Genomic DNA, 18,866 nt, shown 5'->3' with positions numbered 1-18,866 from the left:
CGTCAGGGGGCCGTGGAAGGCGCCGTGCTGCACAGGCTAAAGAGTTGGTCGCCGCATCACATCGAGCGTTACATAGATGAAGCTTCAATCTCAGCGCTGGAAAGTCACCCCGGATTTCCATCCGACAGGCGCTAGGCACAAGTAAAGCAGTTGTTTATGCGATTCACAACCAATATTTGTCGGTATGTATGGTTGGAGGCTATCCGCGGAACCGGCTCCGGTGCGTGTCTTCCCTGGTCTGCGAGGAGCGGCTCGAGAGCCGCGCACAGAGCTCACCGGACGAGGACTCAGCCGGTTTTCAGTGCGTCGTGCAGGGTGCGGGTTTCCTCGCGGGCGGGCCAGTGGTTTCGAAGCTCGTTGTCCAGGGTGTGCAGCTCACGCATGATCCGTGCCGAGTCGGTCTGGCGGGCGATGGTGAGTGCGGTGAGTCCCAACTGGGTGGCCCGGCTCGGATCGGGCCGGCCGGCCTGTGAGACGGCGAGGGCGAGTTTCGCGGTGAGGTGCCCGCGGTCCCGGGTGAGGTTCTCGCCCGTCGCGGTGATCCTGTTCTCCAGGATGGTGACGGCGGTGTCCGCGCGTCCGGCGGCGCGGTGGCAGACCGCACTCTGCTCCTGAAGCGTGTCCAGGTCGTAGTGGTGCAGGTAGACCGGCGCGTTCGGATCGCTGACGGATGGATGGTCGTTCAGGAGATCGGTGGCCTCGTCCAGGAGGGCGAAGCAGCGGTCGTACTCGCCGAGCATGGCGTGTCCGCGAGCCTGCTGCTGGCCGGCCGGCGCGCGGAGTTTCGGGTCGAGCGGGCCGGGGGAGTTGCGGGCGGCCGTGGCCAGCTGGACGACGGCTGCCGGATCGTCGGTGAGGCAGGCGATGTTGGATTCGCGAACGAGCAGGTAGGCGGCCATCTGGAGGTCACCGGCGCACTGTGCCCATTCGGCCGCGCGACGCGACCAGTGTCGCGCCGCGTCAAGATTGCCGATGTCCTGGTGCAGCCAACCGGCCATCTCCCCGTACTGGGCGAGGACCTGGAAGAGCGGCTCCACGCTCGTTGACCGGGCGCCGCGGCGAAGCTCGTTCAGCACCTCGATGTGTGCCATCACAGGCCGGAGCAACAGCCGGGGGCCGAGCATCTTGTCGGCGGCGTAGTGCTCTGCCAGCAGGCGGCGGAAGTAGTCGATGACGTCGGCGTCGACCCGGGTGGGTTGCTCGATCGCGCGGGCGATCCGTTCGGTCTGGGCGATGTCGACGGTCCCGGGAAGGACCGAGGAGAGCGCACCGGTGGTGAGCAACCGGGCGAACTCGCGTCGCGACATGGTCACGTGGACGCTCCCTCCGTCAGGCGTTCGCAACTCCAGCATGACCGGTCCGTCATCGGAGGCGCCATTGGGTAGAGCGGGTGATCTCGATGCGGTGTCACAGCCGATCGCTTCGCGTAACGCGATGAGCATTCCCTCGGCATTGAGCAGGCGATCGAGCTGCCGGACCTGCTCCAGTGGGATGAGGATCTCGCCGTTCTCCGCCCGGGAAAGGCGCGTGTAGTCGTACAGCGCCAGCTTGCCGAGTTCGCGCAGCTCGCCTCCGCGGCACCGGGGTTCACCCCCGAGGATCGGGCGCTGTTGCTGCGGGAGTCCGGCGGTGGCTGGTCGCCCGCCGATGTGCCGCTGCTGGACGAGGCGGCCGAGCTGCTCGGCGAGGACACCCGGGCGGAGCGGATCCGGGAGGAGTACGAACGGCGTAGGCGTGTCTGCTACGCCCAGGGTGTGCTGGACGTCGCGATGGGGTCGCGGGCCACCGACCTGGAGGACGACCAGGAGGCCGAGATACTCACGGTCAACGACCTGGTCGACGCGGACACGCTCGCCGAGCGGCACCAGGAGGCGGACCACCGCACCTCGGCCGAGCGCGCGGCGGCCGACCGGACCTGGACATTCGGGCACGTGATCGTTGACGAGGCGCAGGAGTTGTCGGAGATGGCCTGGCGGCTGCTGATGCGGAGGCTTGGCCGGACCGGCGTTGGCCTCGGCACGGTTTGGCCCCTCCTCCTTGGTCGTTCCACCTCCGGTACCGAAGCCCACCTGAACCGCTTTCCATGAGTACACGGCCCCGCACCCGAAAGCTGTCCATGCAATAATCCTCGGACGGATTGTGGATTATTACCTGGAGCCCTACCCGCCAATGGTGGAGTATTCGCCTGACCGCCTGCGGGGGACCTGCGGCCATCCGGGTGGGGCGACGCCTATGCGTGGGTTTTTGTGGAATCGGGTATGAGCGTCGCGATCACGCTGACATACTGTTGTCTGAGCTGTCCGGGATCAGCGTTGTTGGCCGGTCATGGGCCCGACGGAGGGCACGGGCAAGGCTTTACCTGTGAAAGGGAGTGACCCATGCCACCTTCGATTGTCGGACGTGAGGGCCCGCTTGCCGGGGAACGTTTTCCGGTGGGTGACACACCCGTTACATTCGGTCGAATGGACGGTAACAGTGTGGTGATCGACAGTGGCAGGGCCTCGCGCTTTCATGCGGAGGTGATTCCCGAGGCCGGCGGCTATGTGTTATACGACCGGGGTAGCCGCAACGGCACGCTGGTCAATGGGAAGCGCGTGATTTCACACGTGCTCCAGCCAGGCGATCTCATCACAATCGGCGATGAGACGTTCTGCTTCGAGGTGACCGGCGCGCTGGAGACGATCCTCGATCCGGCCGCGGTCCAGGACTTGATCGCATCCGCCGCTCCCGCTGATCCGAGGGTGCTCAACGTCACCGTTTCCGGCGGCGGTCCCGTCGGCCTGGGTTTCGCCTTGTTGCTCGAACACCTCATGGGCGAGCGGGTGTCCATCACCGTATATGACGGTCGCTGGACCCAGAATGGAACGCAGGTCGTCTGGAAGGACGAAGGGCAGGGAAACATCCGGCGGCAGCAAGTGGTGACGGTCCAGAGTCGCCAATTTCTGAACCTCCCAGAAGAGGTGCAGGACCGGTTGTTCGGCGCCGGATCGTATACCGAGATGTGGCCCTCGGGCCCCGATTCCATTCGCGGCTACAGCCCGCGGAACATTCGGATCGCCTATATCGAGGATAAACTACTGGAATTGGCGAACGAGAAATCCGGCCGCATCCGGCTCGTTCCTGCACGCTTCGACCCGGCCGAATACCACGATGCCGCGGCCAAGGACCATGTGCTCGCCGTTTGCGAGGGAGGGCGCTCGCGCACCCGGGAGCATTTCACCGACAAATTCGGCAACGCCGACAAGTCCATCTACTCGCTGGACGGCCGGCATATCCAGGACGTCGTGCTGGGCCTGCGGGTGAAGTCGGATCTGTCGGACCCCATGACGGTCCTGCTCACTGTCACCCAGAACCGCTTCCTCCTGAACTCCCTGCGCGGCGAAGGCTTCCTGAACATGCGCCTCACCGATGCCGAGGCCAAAGAGGTCGTCGGGATCGACCCCGTCCGGCAGGTGTTCGAGGAGTGCATCGCCTCGCGCCCATGCGTGATGGGACGGGACGAGCACGGCGACTTCCACTGCTCGACCCACAGCACGCTGTTCCTGCCCGCTCTGATCAGAGGCTCCGCACTATGGAAGCGGGTGCAGGAAGGGCTGACGTTCTTCGGCGTCGCCGAGGGGAACCTCAGCGCCGTCACCGCGTTCCGGCTGGATATGGTGCAGCGACCGCGGTTCACCGCGCAACTGTTCCCCGCGACGTCGGTCGCCCCGGGCACGTACGGATTCCTCCTCGGCGACGCCGCCAATGCGATCCACTTCTGGCCGGGGCGCGGGCTCAACAGCGGTTTGGCATCGGCCATCTCGCTGGCGCGGTCTCTCAGCAACGCCTGGCGCGGTAAGCCCTTGCGCGATGCCGACTTCGTCCGCCATGAAGCAGCGATGTCGATGCTGCAGTACCGGCACAAGAGCCGTGCGTGGAACGCGATGGTGGCCGCCGACGAGCGCGGCGTCAGCCATGCGATCAAAGACAAGATCGCCCAGAGCATCGAGGAGGCGTCGGGCGAAGACCTGGACAAGGACGCGACCATTGACGCGCTCATGGAGCAACTGCGATCGGTGCGGAGCCGCCTGGCGCCACGCATTCCCGGAATGCCCGACGACGCGACCCTCAAGGATCATCTGCGAAAGCTGAAAGGCGAGACGGTGCGAACCCTGCTGCGAAGCGGGGCATGGGACACGTTGATCGTCGGCGGCGAAGAGGTGGACATTGACATCTTCTACCAGCAGGATTCGCCGGTCCCGTCCGCGCCGGAAGAACTTCGGGCCGGAGACCGCACCAGGATGATTCCCAGGAAATCGAACAACTCGATGCTCTCAGGATGACATCGGCGAGCACAGGCTCGTATATTCGCGAGTCTCTCCGAACCAGACGTGGAGCTTTCCCCTGATGCCATCATTCACGGCTTTGAGAACCGGAGACCCGTCCCGGCTGGGAGACTACGATCTCCTCGGGCGGCTCGGCGAAGGCGGGCAGGGCGTCGTCTATCTCGCCACCGACGAGTCGGGACGACAGGTGGCGCTCAAATGGCTGCGTCCGCAGTACGCCGAGGACGCGGTCATGGTCGAGCGGTTCGTCCGCGAGGCCGCCGTCGCCAAGCGGGTCGCGCCCTTCTGCACCGCGCAGGTCCTCGGTAGCGGGGTAGAGGACGACCGGCCGTACATCGTCAGCGAGTTCATCGAGGGCGCGTCGCTGCAGAGCGTGGTGGCCCAGTCGGGACCTCGTACGGGCGCCGGCCTGCACCGCCTGGCCATCGGCATGGCGACCGCGCTCGCGGCCATCCACCAGGCCGGAATCGCGCACCGGGACTTCAAGCCCGCCAACGTGATCATCGCCCCCGACGGCCCGCGCGTCATCGACTTCGGCATCTCCAGGGCCCTGGACGCCACCTCGACGCTCAGTTCCTCGCCCATCGGCACGCCCGCCTACATGGCGCCGGAGCAGCTTCTCGGTCAGATGGTGGGCTCGGCGGCCGACATGTTCTCCTGGGGCGCCACGACGCTCTTCGCCGCCACCGGCCAGGCCCCGTTCGGCAGTGACACCCTGCCCGCGGTGATCCACCGGGTGCTCAGCAAGGAGCCGGACCTCTCCTCCTTGGACGGACCGCTGCGCGACCTCGTCGTCGCCTGCCTGAACAAGGACCCGGAGCAACGCCCGTCGGCCGAGCAGGTGATCCTACGCCTGATCCAGAGTCCGGTCACGGCCAGCGATCCCGTCCTCCTCAGGGAGGCGGCCGCCGTAGCGGCCCCCGGCCAACCCTCGTCGCCGCCGCCACCCGCGGGCGCCAAGCCCGCCGAGACCATCGCGGGCCCGCCGGCCTCTGGCGAGACCATCGCGGACCGGCCGTCTTTCCTCGAGACCATCGCGGATCCGCCGGCCTCTGGCGAGACCATCGCGGACCGGCCGTCTTTCCTCGAGACCATCGCGGATCCGCCGGCCTCTGGCGAGACCATCGCGGACCGGCCGTCTTTCCTCGAGACCATCGCGGATCCGCCGGCCTCTGGCGAGACCATCGCGGACCGGCCGTCTTTCCTCGAGACCATCGCGGACCCGTCGACCCTTCCCCAGTCAGCGGAGCGGTCGACCGCCTTCGGTGTCGCGGGCCCGCCCACCGCGTCCGCCCCTCCTGCTCCGGCGCCACCCGACCAGCACGCCGCGCCACCGCCCCTCCACTACCCGCACCCCAACATCCAGCCCACCCAGCCCACCCATCAGGTCCGATTCTCCCAGGCCGCCCAACTTCCCTCGCCTGGACCTGGGCACCCACATCCCGCTCCACCGTCCTCTCCTCCGCCGCCTGGCGAAGGAGGATCGGGGCCACGTGGCCGTACGCTCGCCTTCGCCCTGGGCGGCGTGCTGGCGGTAGTACTGGTGGGCGTCCTCGCTGTGGTGGCGCTGCGCGGCCAGGACGCGAACGGCGAGCAGAACAGCCCCGTAGCCGTGCGAACGGCCGACGCCTCGTCGGCGCCGGTGCCCACGGAGGGCCTGACCGCCATCCCGCTTCCCGGGGGCGGGGAGACCAAGCTCTACGAGGACCCGGCTGACCGTCTCACGCTCACCTCCTACGAGGTCCAGGATGCGGGAACGCAGGGGCAGGTGGACTACGCCCGCGACTCTCTCACCGGAGATTTCACGAAATATCTGGATCAATCGGAGACAGTGGTGTCGCCGAACGGCCGCTACCTTGCCGTCCACGGCAACTCCGCCGCCGAAGACGGCTACGACACCGTGACGATCGTCGACAGGGAGGCCGGCAAGCAGAGCACGGTCAAGACCGTGCAGCAGCCGAGGACCACCGCCATCGGACGATGGTCCAAGGACAGCGCCCGCCTCCTGCTCGTCATCCAGCGAGGAGCCGGCGCGAGCCGTACGACCGAGGGCTTCGTCATCCTCACGGCCAAGGACCTGGCCGCCGACGTGGTCGGCAACGACGACTCCGCCGTGGACCAGTCGCCCTATGGCTGGGCGGGCAACACGGGCGGCACGGTCGCCGTCGCCGACGACGGCTACCAGCGGTCCCTGCGCTTCTACGACACCAGCGGCAAGCAGGTGCGCAGCATCGACGGGGTCGGGAAGGTGCCGGACACGATGGACTTCTTCTCACCCTCCGGAGCGTTCTTCGTCACCGACTGCCCCGGCGACACGCCGAACATGCAGTGCATCTGGAACACGGAGAGCGGTCAGCAGGCCGACACCATCACTTCCGCCTGCGACAAGGTGCTCGGTTGGTACGACGAGAGCCACCTGTACTGCTGGGAGTCGGCGGGCACCGGCAGAAGGGTCAGCGTGATCGACCTCCAAGGCCACCCGGTACGGACCCTGCTGGAGACGCCCCCCGGCGTCACGATCGAGGTGACCTTCACCCGCAGACCATCCACAACCAGCTGATCCACTGAGCCTGCTCCAATACACGTTCCACGTGGCCGCCGGCGCCCTGCGGCTCTCACCGGACGAAATGACCCGTCTCGGCTCCCTCCACCAGGGTGGAGAGTGAGCAGCAGGACCGGAGGGCGCCGGAGATCTTAAAGCCGGGCGGAGGTTTCAGGCGCCGGAGATTCTAAAGCCGGGCGGAGGTTTCAGGCGCCGGCCTCCAGGCCGGTGTGGGCGGCGAGGAAGGTGAGCATGTCGGTGGCCAGGGCGACCGCGCGGCCGGTTGCGCGGGAACCGTGGCCGACACCCCCCTCGTGGCGGAGCAGGATCGGCCGCGAGCCCGAGGTCGCCCACTGCAGGGCCGCGCACATCTTGCGCGCGTGCAGGGGATCGACCCGGGAGTCGCCGCCGAAGGTGGTCAGCAGCGTCGCCGGGTAGTCGACGCCCTCGGTGACGCGGTGGTAGGGGGAGTAGCCCAGTAGCCGGCCCAGCTGCTCGGGGTCGTCGGCCGAGCCGTACTCCGAACGCCAGGCCGGGCCGAGCCCCGAGCGTTCGTAGCGGACCATGTCGAGCAGCGGTGCCGAGCAGACCGCGGCGGCGAACAGGTCGGGGCGCTGGGTCAGCGCGGCGCCGACCAGTAGCCCGCCGTTGGACTCGCCGCAGGCGCCCAGTTGCGCGGGAGTGGTCCAGCCGCCGGAGACGAGCGCCTCGGCCGCCGCCGCGAAGTCGTCGAAGACGTTCTGCTTGCGTTCCAGCATGCCGTCGCGGTGCCAGGCGGCGCCCTCCTCGCCGCCGCCGCGTAGCTGGGCGAGGGCGAACACCCCGCCGGCCTCGACCCAGGGCAGGATGTAGCTGGAGTACGACGGGGTGAGCGAGAGCCCGAAGCCGCCGTAGCCGTACAGGATCGTGGGCCGGGGGCCCGCGCCCGGCCGCGCCAGCACGACCATCCGCACCGGGGTGCCGTCCGCCGAGGCGAAGACCACCTGCCGGGCCTCCAGCTCCGGCACCTGCACCGCGCCGGGCGCGGCACTGTACAGCGAGATCTGCCCGGTACGGGTGTCGTAGCGGTGCACGCCCGGTGGAGTGACGCTGTCGGTGTAGCCGAACCAGACCTCGTGGCCGCCCTCGGGACGGGTGGTCATCGCGCCGGCCGAGCCGAGGCCGGGCAGCGGCACCAGGCCGCGCCGCTCCCCGGTCGCCAGGTCGTGGACGCTGATCTCGCCGACCGCGTGCCGGGTCCAGCCGACGAGCAGCGTCTGCCCGGCGATCGCGAACTCGCCGATCACCGCCTCCGGGTCCTCGCCGACCAGCTCGATCCAGTGCTCGGCGCCAGGGCGCGCGGGGTCGGCCACGCAGAGCCGTCCCCGTGGCGCGTCCAGGGTGGTGAGCAGGTACAGGCGCCCGTCGCGGCCGACCGCGCCCGCCGTCACCGTGTCCGCCGTCACCGCGCCCGTCACCGTGTCCGCCGTCACCGCGCCCGTCACCGTGCCCGCCGTCACTGTGCCCGCCGCCCGCTGGACGACCCGCAGGTCAGGGCGCTCGGGGGAGGAGGCGGACAGGTCAGCCAGCCAGAGGTCGTTGCCGTCGTCCGCCGCCGCCGAGACGGTCAGCCAGCGCCCGTTGTAGCTGATCCCCAGCCCGTAGGAGCGATCCTCGCCCATGATCACGGCATCATCCTCGGCCGGGGTGCCGAGCCGGTGCAGGCGGACCTGGCGGGCGCGGACGTAGAAGAACGCCTTCCCGTCGGGCAGCCATGCCACCGGGGAGTACCGGCAGCGGTCGATCGGGCCGTCGACCACCCGCCGGGTGGCGACGTCCATCACCCGCAGTTCCGAGCGCTCGTCGCCGTGCGTGGAGAGCTGGTAGGCCACCAGCCGGCCGTCCGAGTCGGGCTGCCAGTGGTCGAGCGTGGTCAGTCCGCTCGGGTCCAGCTCCACCGGGTCGATCAGCGCCTCCTCGACCCCGTCGGGGCCGGTGCGGTAGAGGACCGCGTGCTCCTGGTCGGCCGTACGGCGCAGTTGGAACCGGCTCCGGCCGCGCCACATCGGCACGCCGGCCATCCCGGCGCCGGTCAGCGCGGCCACCCGCGCGTGCCACCGGTCGCGCCCCGGCAGCGCGGCGGCGTGGCCGCACCACAGCTCCTCCTGGGCGGCCGTCCAGTTCTGCGTCTCCGGGCTGCCGGCGTCTTCCAGCCAGCGGTACGGGTCGGGCACCGGGTGGCCGTGCAGGTGGTCGACGACCGGTTGCCGTTCGGCGGGAGGGTAGATCATCGAGTCTCCTTCGGCGTGGATACCTCGGGCTTTGGCCCCGGGAAGAAAGTCCAGGCACCAGCTCCTGGGCTCCGGGAAGAGAGTCAAGGCACCAGCTCCTGTCTGCTCGACGGGTTCCACTGTCCGGCCAGGTCGGCGTAGAGCGGGGAGGCGGCGAGCATCTCCTCGTGCGTGCCCAGCAGGACGCCGGTGCCGTCCATGACGAGGATCCGCCGGGCCCGCAGGGCGGAGGTCAGCCGGTGGGCGATGACGAGGAGTGTGCCGCCCCGGCGGGCGAACGCCTCCTCCGCGCGGGCCTCGGCCGCCGGATCCAGATGACAGGTCGCCTCGTCGAGGATCACCAGCCGGGCCGGGGCCAGGTAGGCGCGGGCCAGGGCGATCAGCTGCTGCTCGGCGGGTGAGAGCAGGCCGGAGTCGATCTCGGTGGAGTAGCCGCCCAGCCGCGCCACCAGGTTCGTCAGGCCGACCTCGGCCACGGCGGCGTCCACCGCCTCCTTCGGGGCGTCGGCCAGGTAGGTCAGGTTCTCCAGCACCGAGCCGCGGAAGACGTACGCCTGCTGGGGGATGAGCACCCGGTCGGCGGGGTCGAGGCGGTCGGCGGGCACGCCGCCCACCATGACCTGGCCGGAGCCCGGCGGCAGCAAGCCGGTCAGCAGTGCGGCGAGGGTGGACTTGCCGATGCCGCTCGGCCCGACCACGGCGATGTGGTCCCCCTCGGGGATGGACAGGTCGAGGCGGTCGATCACTGGTTCGGCGTGCGGGCCGTAGGCGAACGTCACGCCGTGCAGCTCGGCACCTCCGCTCTCGGCCGCGAGCCGCCCGCGCGCCCGTACGGGCGGGTCGCCGTCGCGCAGCAGCCGGTCGAGTGCCACCCGGAGCCGGACGCCGTTGATCCCCAGTCCCTCCACGAGGTTGCCGAGCGCGGGTGCCAGCGACTGCGTGACATAGGCCAGCGCGCCCAGGATCACCCCGGCGCCCGCGCCCTCGCGGAGCAGCCAGGGGGTTCCGGCCAGCACCAGCAGTACCGGCAGCCAGCCGCCCACCGCCAGCGACGCGGTGCGCAGCGCGGTCACCCGCGCCAGTGACCTGGCCGCGCGGGCCTGCTCGGTCACCCGGAGGCCGACGTCGCCCGCGACCCGCTCCTCGGCTCGGCAGGCGGTGATGTCGCGCAGCCCGCCCACCATGTCGGCCAGCGCCTCGGCGGTGCGTTCGTCGGCCAGGATGAAGTCCCGCTGCCGCCGGGCCAGAGCGCGCAGCGACAGCAGGAAGAGGACGAGGCCGGCGAGGAACGGCGGCAGTACCAGCGTGAGCACCCCGGGGACGAGGGTCGCCAGCCCGAGTACGACGCTCACCACGGTGAACGCGAACGACCTGACCACGGTGATGACCGAGGCGAAGGCGTCGCGGGCCAGCTCGACCTGGAGGTTGGCGCGGGCCACCGCCCCCGCCCCCGGCCCTCGCCCGGAGGTGACCGAGTGGCGCAACGCGTCGTCGACGACATGTGCGAGCAGCTCCTCACGGAACGGCTCCACGATCGCGGCGACGGCCAGCACCACCTGACGGGCGCCGACGGCGGCCAGCAGCCAGGCGCCGCCGAGCAGGGCCAGCCAGGCGAACCCGGTCGCGGGGTGCCCCGCGCCGAAGCCGTCGTCGATCGCGCGCGCGATGGCTAGGCCGATGACCAGCGAGGGCGCGGTCTCCGCGACGGACCAGCCCGCGAGCCTGACCAGCTGGTACGGGTCTCTCCTGAGCGCCCGCCCGATGGGCCGGTTCACGAGGCACCTGCCTGGAAGGCGGTACGTACCCTGTCCTCGCCCGGTCGGAGCCTTCCCCTGATGGGCCGGTTCATGAGGCACCTGCCTGGAAGGCGGTACGTACCCTGTCCTCGCTCGGCCGGAGCCTTCCCCCGATGGGCCGCTTCATGAGGCACCTGCCTGGAAGACGGCGCGGTAGGCAGGGTCGGCCCAGAGGGTGTGGTGGCTGCCGCAGGCGCGTACCCGGCCGCCGTCCAGCCAGATCACCCGGTCGGCGGCCGCGGCGGTCGCCACCCGATGGGTCACGATCAGACGGGTACGGTCGCGCAGCTCCCTGGACAGCGCCCGGGCGACCTGGCGCTCGGTGACGGTGTCCAGGCTCGAGGTGGCGTCGTCCAGGATGAGCAGGCGCCGTCCCTGCGCGAAGGCGCGGGCCAGACCGAGCCTTTGCCGCTCACCGCCGGACATGGGTGCCTCCTGCAGTGGCGTGTCGTAGCCGAGCGGGAGCCGCCGGACGAAGGTGTCGGCGCGGGCCGCCCGCGCGGCGGCTCTCACGACCTCCCCGTTCCCATCCGGCTGCCCGGTCCGGCCGTCGCCGGAACGGGCGGCTTTCTCGGTGCCGGTACGACGACGGCTGTGGCGGCCGGGGCCGGGGCCGGTGTCGGCGCCGAGGACGCGGGCGGGGGCGGGGGCGGGGGCGTCGGCGCCCAGGGCGATGGCGGCGGCGACGGTGCCGCCGAGGAGTACCGGGCGCTCGAAGGCGTACCCGACGGCCCGGCGGAGCGCCTCGCGGGAGAGGTCGGGCAGCGGGACGCCGTCGAGGTGGACCGTGCCGTGGCGCGGATCCACCAGCCGTCCGGCGACCGCGGCGAGCAGTGACTTGCCGGCGCCCGAGCGGCCGACCACGGCCACCGCCTGCCCGCCGGGGATGACGAGGTCCACCTCGTGCAGGCCGCCCGCGTCGACATCGCGGAGCTCCAGCGTGCCGGGACCCGGCGGCAGCGGCCGTGTGCCGTAGGACCGGGGACTCTCGGCGACCAGCTCGTCCACCCTGGCGGCGGCGGCCCGTGCCCTGGCCAGGCGGCCGACGTAGCCCAGCGCCGAGCCGAGGCCGGCGCCGAGCACGACGTAACGGGCGGCGGCGTACAGCTCGCCGGCCGTGAGGTCGCCGCCGGCCAGCCGTAGCCCGCCCACCCCGAGTACGGCGACCTCCAGCAGCGGGACCACGGCGCCGGCCTGCACGCCGGCCCGCGCGTTGGCCCGCCACATGGCCATGGCATGCCTGCGCAGCAGGGGCAGCGCGGTCAGCACCCGCGCCCGCTCCCGGTCGGCGGTACCGGCCGCGGCGATCGTACGGGCCCCGGCGAGGGCGTCGACGAGGCGGGCGGCGATGTCGCTCTGCGCCGCCTGGTAGTCGCCCGCGATCGCGGTGCTCACGGTGAGGAAGGCCCGCAGGACGAGCGCGATGAGAACGAGCCCGACGACCAGCGTCGCGGTCAGCAGGGGGTCGATGAGGGTGAGGGCCACGATGCCGCCCGCGGTGGGGATGACCAGCGCCGCCCCGGTGACGAGCGACTCGGGGACGTGCCCGATCTCCTCGGTGTTCAGGCCCATCCGGGTGACCAGGTCTCCCTCGGGGAAGCGTCGGGTGACCGCCGGCCCGATGCCGAGAACGTTGCGCACCACCCGTTCCCTGAGCCAGGCCGAGGAGCGCGCGCCGCTCGATCCCGAGGCCCAGACGCCGAGGGTGTCGCAGGCCACGGTCAGGATCACCACGCACGCGCAGGCGCCGAGCCAGGTCGCCGTGCCGGTGCCACCGGCCACGAGCTCGTCGACGGTCCTGCCCAGCACCAGCGGGAGCGCGAGCTGCGCGAACGCGCCCAGCACGGAGGTGACCGCGAGGACGGCCAGCCAGGGTCCGCCACGCCGTACGGTCTCGGCCACCAGCCGGTCCGCTGCCCGCACGGTCCCTCCTTTCGGGAACGGGTGTGCCCGGGGCGGCCGCCGTCGCTGGCCGTCCCGGGCACGGGTTCTCACTAGTGGCAGAGCAGCAGGCTCAGGTTGCTGGGTCGGCCGGACTGGCAGCCGAGGACGGTGAGGGTGCTGCCACCGCCGCCGCCGTGGCCGCCGCCGGGGGTCTCCAGGGACTGCAGGTCGAGAAGGACCATGGGAATCGCTCCGTTTCCAGGTTTTCTGGGTCTTTGTGGAACAGGGGGACTAGTGGCAGAGCAGCAGGCTCAGGTTGCTGGGCCGGCCGGACTGGCAGCCGAGGACGGTGAGGGTGCTGCCACCGCCGCCGTGGCCGCCACCGGGGGTTTCCAGGGACTGCAGGTCGAGAAGAACCATGTCGTTACACCTCCTTCGGTGAGTCGCAGGAGCCAAACCGTCCGGCGGATCCGTGCGCGGACGCCCAGGCAGGGGCGTTCGTGCCGCCGGGCGGCTCGATGAAGGGGAGGAACACCGGCCGGTCGTGCAGCACGGCGCTCATCGCGAACAGGACTCCGGCCGTGCCGGTCGCGAAGTCCATGGAGAGCCTGAGCAGCTGGTCGCCGGGGAAGGCCAGCCCGCCGCCGTGGGGCAGCGCGTGCCAGCCAAGCCCGCGCAGCTGCTCGGCCAGGTCTGTGTGGTCTGTGTGGTCTGTGCGGGAGGTCTCGGGTCCCAGGCCCCACCCGAGGGCGGCGAGCATGCCGCTCCTGCCGGTGAACAGGCCGGACTGCACGAAGTACCGTCCTCGGGTGACGAGCCGGCAGCCGTCGAGCGCGGTACGGAGGTCCGCGTCGTCGCGGTGGGCCAGGTGGCGGGCGAGCACCATGCCGATGCCCACGGACCCCTCGTCCAGGTAGGGCAGCGTGCGCCAGCCCTGGTTGACCTGAAGGGTTCCGTCCTCGCCGGTGACGCAGCGCCGCAGGTCCTGCCGGAGCGCCGTGGCCGCCCGGTCGAGCAGCGCCGTGTCGCCGGTGCGCTCGTAGGCGTGCAGGAAGAGAAGGGCAGGCCCGGAGGAGCCGTACATCAGCCCGGCGCGGGGATGGCTGCCGCCGCTGATCTCCGGTACGTCGTCGGGCCCGCCCAGCCTGTCGGAGCAGATGTCGACGATCCGCAGGGCAAGGTCGGTGAAGGTCCGCTCGCCGGTGGTGGTGCCCAGATGGAGAAGGTTCAGGCCCATACCCGCCAGGCCGCCGAACAGTCCCGGCTCCAGTGCCTCCCACTTCTCGCGCAGGCACAACTCGACGGTGTCGATCGCGTCCTGGCGGTGCCCGAGCAGGTCGAGGACGTAGGCGACGCCGTGCAGCCCGTCGTAGAAACCGATGCCGGTCCCCGAGGCGGGGGCCAGCGCCCTGCGGCGCAGCCAGTCCTCGTGGGCGGGGAGGCGCTCGGCCCCGGCCATCGCCAGCGCGTAGAGCACGCCCGCCGCGCCGTGCGCGAGGTTGACGCCTCCGCCGGGCTGGAACTGGGCGACGTCACCGGGGAAGAGCCGGTCGTCGCGGTCGGGGGTGGCGCTCGCCAGGATGGCCCGGGTCATCGCCTCCCTGAGCTCGGGCCAGCCGTCGTGGCCGGGTCTCGGCAGGGGGGTGACCGTCGCCGGGGCGGGGCCCGCGATGGTCAGGACCGCCTCGTCGATCACCTCGGGCGGCACGGGGAAGGTCTCGGTGATGAGCCTGGCCAGGTCGGCCACCTTGGCGCGGTCGAGTGGCAGCATGATCGTGAGCTGGGGGGCGAACAGGCCGAGGCAGAGGCAGGCGAGGGCGTAGTGGTCGACGTCCGTGCCCTGCCGGTCGGCCGGTGCGCCGAACGCCGGGTGGGCGAGTGCCGCGCGGCCGCGATCGGTGGTGAGGGTCGCCACCTCGTAGTCGATCAGCGCCAGGCGGCCGTCCGCGGTCACCAGGATGTTGTTCGGGTGCAGGTCGCCGAAGACCACCCCGCGCCCGTGCAGGGACTCGATCGCCCGCCGGACCTTGGGAAGCGTGCCGAGCACCCAGGCGGTGTACTCGGCGAGGGCCGTCTCGTCGCAGGTCGCCCTGGTCAGCGGGTATCTCTGGACGAGCTGCCGCTGGAGCGGGTTGCCGTCGACGAACTCCTCGACCAGGAAGTGGTGGCCACCCAGGGTGAAGTAGTCGATCAGCGCGGGCACCGCGTCCAGCCCGGACAGGCGCTCCAGCATGTCGCGCTCGTGTGCCAGCCGCGCCACGGCGTCCCGGCCGGCGGCGTCGAGTCCGGCGTGCGGACGGGCCTCCTTCAGCACGACCCGCTCCCCGGTGCGCAGGTCCTCGCCGAGGTAGACGCCGCCGCCGTTGGAGAACTGCATGACGCTCTCGACCCGGTACGGCAGGTTCTCGGTGGTGACCGCGTTGCGGGCGGCCAGGTGGGGTTCGAGGAAGGCGGGCAGCGTCACCCAGGGCGGCACGCCGAAGGAGGGCTCGCGCACGTCGGGGACGAGCCGCCCCTCGCCGTCCTCCACGGCCAGCACCAGCTCACCGTTGCCGGCCAGGCAGCGCCGCCCGGCGAACCCGCCGTACCGCACGAAGAGCGGGCCCTCGCCGTAGCGGAGGTCACTGAGGATGTACGGCCCCTCGACGCCCGCGAGCAGCTCGTCGAGCTCCTTCAGCGTGAGCTCCAGCTGTGCCTCGTCCACCGGGTAGATCGTCACGAGCTTGCCGCTGGCGCCGCGGGGGGCGGCCTTGGAGTTCAGCATGGTCATGACCGGCAGGCTGCGCAGGAACTTGAACGCGATGCCGCGGGGCACGCAGTAGTCCCAGACCGCCGCTATGGCGCGCTCGGCGTCCTCGGTACGGGCCGAGACGTGGATCTTCCAGCCCTGGGCGGGGATACGGCCCGCGAGCGGCGCGTAGTGCATCCACGTGTCGGTCGCCTGGTGCTGCCAGCCGTCCGGGACCTCCCGGGCCGCGAGCGCGAAATCGGGGTGGTCGCCCCGCCGGCCGTCAAGCGTGTCATAAAAAAGCGGGTCCGCCAGGCAATAAAGCTCATACTGGTCATCCACGGCATTCTCCCCTGCTGTCTTCCAGAAGAGAGAATTACGGATAACCCGAGAAACCACTAGTTACAAACTAAACCACTCGTATATGTGAAACACACGGTGTCGACCGTGAAGGCGGGCGCTACCTGTGCTTTTGTAGGGGACGTGAAGACTATTCGGAATAATTACCGGGAACCTCGGCTATCAGGGTGAACCACCCGTCAGAGCCGCCGGCCACCCGTACCGTGCCGCCCAGCTCGTCCAGGCGGTGACGCAGGTTGCCCACCCCGCTGCCCACCCCGCCGCCGATGTCGCCGCCGATGTCGCCGCCGGTGGAGGGCGCCTCCCGCCGGGGAGCCCCGTCGTTGACGACGGTCAGGCGCAGCAGGCCGCCGTGCTCGACCAGCTCGATCGCGCACCGCTTCACCTGGCTGTGCCGCAGCATGTTCGTCACGCCCTCGCGTACCACGGCACCCAGCGCCGTGCTCACGGGCTCGGGCAGCTCGTCGGCGTCCATCCGGACCGAGCAGTAGGCTCCGAACCCCTCCATCAGGGCCCTGGCCCGGGCCGCCTCGCCGGGGAACGACAGCCGGTGGCGGGCCGCCGACACGTTTCGTACCGCGTGCGCGGCCTGCCGTACCGCCTGGAGCACCTCTTCCAGATCCTCACGCAGGCGCGTGTCGCCGGCCGCCCGCCGGTGGGCCAGCTCTCCCCTGACAGAGGCCAGCCAGAGCCAGTGCCCCACGATGTCGTGCATGTCGCGGGCGAACCCCTCGTAGGCCCTGGAGAGGGCGCGCTCCCGCTCGGCGCGCAGGCGCCTGATCCGCAGGGTGAGGGCGAGCGTGACGCCCAGAGAGATCAGCAGGATGCCCACCCCGGCCGCTCCGACGAGGTAGGCGGGGTGCGGCATGGAGCGCCTCTCGCAGAGGAAACGATATTCCTGTCAATAAACTCAAAAAGATGTTGGCTGTCAATCAAGGAGGGGCCTCGCGGCGCGGTGCGAGCAGGCAGGAAATGTCGTGAAATCAGGTGTAAATATGTCGATATAGACAGAATAATGATTCAGTCGTACCTGGCGATCTTTGTCGCGCCGTCGCCGGTCAATGGGGCGCCGGTCAATGGGGTGGCGGTCAATGGGGCGCCGGTCAGGGGGCGCCGGTCAATGGGGTGGCGGGCGCGGGCTTTCCCGCCGCCTCAGCCGGCGTTCACCAGGTGAGCTTGAACGCCGTGGGCAGCAGCAGGTAGGCCCCGGCCACCAGGCAGGCTCCCGCCACCGCCAGGAAGAGGAACACCCAGAACCCGCCGGGCAGGAAGGTCAGCCGGGCGAGCTGGTCGGCGTCGGAGTCGGGCGCCCGGCCGTAACGCCGCTTGCGCTGCAGCTCCACGATCGGCCGCACGCCCCCCAGCAGCAGGAACCACACGGCCAGGTAGGCGAGGATCGCGTCCATGTCGGGCGCGGCATACCAGGTGAACGCGAAGATGGCCCCCCCGGTGGCCAGCAGGCTCACCACGCCGAACAGGTTGCGGATCAGCAGCAGCATGCAGAACAGCAGTCCGATCACTATCGCGATCAGCACCGCCACGTAGCCGGAGGCGGTCAGCCACGCCCCGCCCAGCCCCAGCAGGGACGGGGCGATGTATCCGGCGGCGGCGGTCAGGATCATGCCGGGCCCGCGGGGCCTGCCCCTGGTCAGGGTCACGCCAGAGGTGTCGGAGTGCAGGCGGATGCCCTCCAGCTTGCGCCGGGTGAGCAGCGCCACCAGCGCGTGCCCGCCCTCGTGGGCGATGGTGATCAGCCCCCGCGACAGCTGCCACGAGGTGGACCACGACACCACGCCCAGTGCGGCCAGCGCGGACAGCAGCACGACCCACAGGGGCGGCCCGGAACGGGCCGTGGTCAGGGTCACCCAGAGGTCGGACAACGCTCACTTCTCCTTCGCGGCATGAGAGCAAAGCGTCCCACGACCACCGGTGTGTTGGCGATAAAGTCGGAGTCGTGCAGAACATGATTCCGGCCCAGGCGTGAGGAGATCGACGAGGTGTGGGGGCTGCTGGCCGAGCGGGGCGTCCCCGTCGTCGTCCACGCCAGCTCGATCCCGCTGCCCGGCCGTTGCACGGGGCCGGCGCCGATCGGCGGGTTACTGGAGTACCATCCCACCCTGCCGCTGGTCGTGGCGCACCTCGGCATGCCGGAGTACGACGAGTTCTTCGAACTGGCGGAGACCTTTCCGAACGTGCGGCTCGACACCACGATGACCTTCACCGACTTCGCCGAGCGCGGCATGCCGTTCCCCGCGCGCCTCCGGCCGCGCCTGCGCGACCTCGGGCTGGCCGGCAAGGTCCTGCTCGGCAGTGACTTCCCCAACATCCCCCCCCTACGCCCACCAGCTTCACGCGCTGGACAGGCTCGACCTGGGCGACGACTGGCTCCGCGCGGTCTGCTGGGACAACGCGGACAATCTTTTTGACCTTTCCTCGCACTACACTCGGTCGGCAGGACATCTGTGATCGGGAGAAACTCGTGAACGATCGGAACGCCGAGCTCATCAAGGCTTTCTATGACGCCTTCGCACGCCGTGACGCCGACGAGATGGAGCGCTGCTACCACCCCGACGTCACGTTCGGCGACCCCGTCTTCCAGGACCTCGAAGGGCGCGACAAGGTCATGGGAATGTGGCGGATGCTGCTCGGCCGCAGTACCGACCTCGGGGTGAAGGTCCGCGACATCGCCACCCGCCCGCACGAGGGCACCGCGCACTGGACCGCGAGTTACACCTTCGGTAGGACGGGCAGGAAGGTCGTCAACGAAATCGACGCTCTCTTCCGTTTCGAGGACGGACTGATCGTTCGCCACCACGACGACTTCGACCTGTGGCGCTGGTCCAGGATGGCCATGGGCCTGCCGACCGGGATCGTCCTCGGCTGGACCCCGATGCTCAGGGCCAAGATCCGTAACACGGCGAGGCAGTCGCTGCGAGAGTTCATGACCACCCGATAAGGAGA

The 18,866-nt window shown here is 70.4% G+C and carries 14 protein-coding genes; 5 read left to right on the top strand and 9 right to left on the bottom strand.

Annotated features, from left to right (window positions below; translation table 11 throughout):
• Positions 1–287 precede the first annotated feature (287 nt).
• Complete coding sequence (locus tag OG884_RS02150; RefSeq protein ID WP_326641563.1) at positions 288–1,313, bottom strand: hypothetical protein; 1,026 nt, start codon at positions 1,311–1,313, stop codon at positions 288–290.
• 297 nt (positions 1,314–1,610) lie between these two features.
• On the opposite strand from OG884_RS02150, the gene OG884_RS02145 reads away from it, so the two are divergent.
• From OG884_RS02145 to OG884_RS02135, 3 genes are all read left to right on the top strand, one after another.
• A complete protein-coding gene (locus tag OG884_RS02145) occupies positions 1,611–2,087 on the top strand; it encodes a hypothetical protein (RefSeq protein ID WP_442811617.1) in 477 nt (158 codons plus the stop codon).
• 291 nt (positions 2,088–2,378) lie between these two features.
• On the top strand, positions 2,379–4,322 hold the full coding sequence (locus tag OG884_RS02140) for an FHA domain-containing protein (RefSeq protein ID WP_326641561.1): 1,944 nt from the start codon (positions 2,379–2,381) through the stop codon (positions 4,320–4,322).
• A gap of 82 nt (positions 4,323–4,404) precedes the next feature.
• Positions 4,405–6,885, top strand: coding sequence for a serine/threonine protein kinase (locus OG884_RS02135; protein WP_326641559.1), 2,481 nt, complete (start codon positions 4,405–4,407; stop codon positions 6,883–6,885).
• Positions 6,886–7,073: 188 nt separating this feature from the next.
• On the opposite strand, the gene OG884_RS02130 is transcribed toward OG884_RS02135, so the two are convergent.
• From OG884_RS02130 to OG884_RS02095, 8 genes are all read right to left on the bottom strand, one after another.
• Positions 7,074–9,137, bottom strand: coding sequence for a prolyl oligopeptidase family serine peptidase (locus OG884_RS02130; protein ID WP_326641556.1), 2,064 nt, complete (start codon positions 9,135–9,137; stop codon positions 7,074–7,076).
• Positions 9,138–9,220: 83 nt separating this feature from the next.
• Positions 9,221–10,912 carry an ABC transporter ATP-binding protein gene (locus OG884_RS02125; RefSeq protein WP_326641554.1) on the bottom strand — a complete coding sequence of 564 codons (1,692 nt, stop codon included), beginning with the start codon at positions 10,910–10,912 and terminating at the stop codon, positions 9,221–9,223.
• 144 nt (positions 10,913–11,056) lie between these two features.
• A complete protein-coding gene (locus OG884_RS02120; RefSeq protein WP_326641552.1) occupies positions 11,057–12,856 on the bottom strand; it encodes an ABC transporter ATP-binding protein in 1,800 nt (599 codons plus the stop codon).
• 71 nt (positions 12,857–12,927) lie between these two features.
• The gene (locus OG884_RS02115; protein WP_326641550.1) at positions 12,928–13,059 is read right to left on the bottom strand and encodes a SapB/AmfS family lanthipeptide; all 132 of its coding nucleotides are present in this window, start codon (positions 13,057–13,059) and stop codon (positions 12,928–12,930) included.
• 49 nt (positions 13,060–13,108) lie between these two features.
• Positions 13,109–13,237 carry a SapB/AmfS family lanthipeptide gene (locus tag OG884_RS02110; RefSeq protein ID WP_326641548.1) on the bottom strand — a complete coding sequence of 43 codons (129 nt, stop codon included), beginning with the start codon at positions 13,235–13,237 and terminating at the stop codon, positions 13,109–13,111.
• Positions 13,238–13,241: 4 nt separating this feature from the next.
• Positions 13,242–15,887, bottom strand: coding sequence for a class III lanthionine synthetase LanKC (gene lanKC, locus OG884_RS02105; protein ID WP_326641546.1), 2,646 nt, complete (start codon positions 15,885–15,887; stop codon positions 13,242–13,244).
• A gap of 148 nt (positions 15,888–16,035) precedes the next feature.
• Positions 16,036–16,773, bottom strand: coding sequence for a sensor histidine kinase (locus OG884_RS02100; protein WP_326641544.1), 738 nt, complete (start codon positions 16,771–16,773; stop codon positions 16,036–16,038).
• Positions 16,774–17,068: 295 nt separating this feature from the next.
• A complete protein-coding gene (locus OG884_RS02095) occupies positions 17,069–17,785 on the bottom strand; it encodes a M50 family metallopeptidase (protein ID WP_326641542.1) in 717 nt (238 codons plus the stop codon).
• Positions 17,786–17,902: 117 nt separating this feature from the next.
• Here OG884_RS02095 and OG884_RS02090 point away from each other — a divergent pair, with 117 nt between their 5' ends.
• Positions 17,903–18,331 carry an amidohydrolase family protein gene (locus tag OG884_RS02090; protein WP_326641541.1) on the top strand — a complete coding sequence of 143 codons (429 nt, stop codon included), beginning with the start codon at positions 17,903–17,905 and terminating at the stop codon, positions 18,329–18,331.
• A 53-nt stretch (positions 18,332–18,384) separates the two neighbouring features.
• Positions 18,385–18,861: a nuclear transport factor 2 family protein gene (locus OG884_RS02085; protein ID WP_326641539.1), complete on the top strand. Its 477-nt coding sequence runs from the start codon at positions 18,385–18,387 to the stop codon at positions 18,859–18,861.
• The last annotated feature ends 5 nt before the right edge of the window (positions 18,862–18,866 follow it).

Origin of the sequence: Streptosporangium sp. NBC_01755 (genome assembly GCF_035917995.1) — a bacterium.
Classification (GTDB): domain Bacteria; phylum Actinomycetota; class Actinomycetes; order Streptosporangiales; family Streptosporangiaceae; genus Streptosporangium.
This window is presented reverse-complemented; position numbering and strand designations above follow the sequence as displayed.